General features: G+C 45.2%; 1 protein-coding gene. It reads right to left on the reverse strand.

Annotation, left to right across the window (positions count from 1 at the left end; genetic code table 11):
• On the reverse strand, positions 1–429 hold a 429-nt coding region (pgk, locus tag HC175_RS18850; RefSeq protein ID WP_168139724.1), incomplete at its 3' end, for a phosphoglycerate kinase.
• Positions 430–440: the final 11 nt, after the last annotated feature.

A 440-nucleotide genomic window follows, 5' to 3' on the forward strand; every position in this document is an offset into this window, starting at 1 on the left:
AGCATCATTTACATAGATATCTGCGAGACCTGCCAGTTTTTTTGCAAATTCCTCATCCCCATTCTCTTCCTCGGAATGAAATCTAAGATTCTCCAGAAGCAGTACTTCTCCCGGTTGCAGTTCTTTAGCCGCTTTCTGAGCTTTCTCCCCCACACTCTCCTCCACGAATTTCACCTGCACTCCAAGGATCTCTGAAACCTTGCCCACGATATGGTGCAGGGAATTCTTTTGGTCCACTCCCTTTGGACGCCCAAGGTGAGACATTAGGATCACGCTACCTCCGTCCTTAAGGATCTTATCAACAGTTGGTTTGGCACCTTCTATACGGCTGGTGTCCCCCACCTCCTGTTGGTCATTTAGAGGCACGTTAAAATCAACTCTTACGAGCGCCTTTTTATCTTTGAAATTATAGTCGTTTATAGTTTTCATATCAATGGTTT

Source organism: Salinimicrobium oceani (assembly GCF_012037645.1).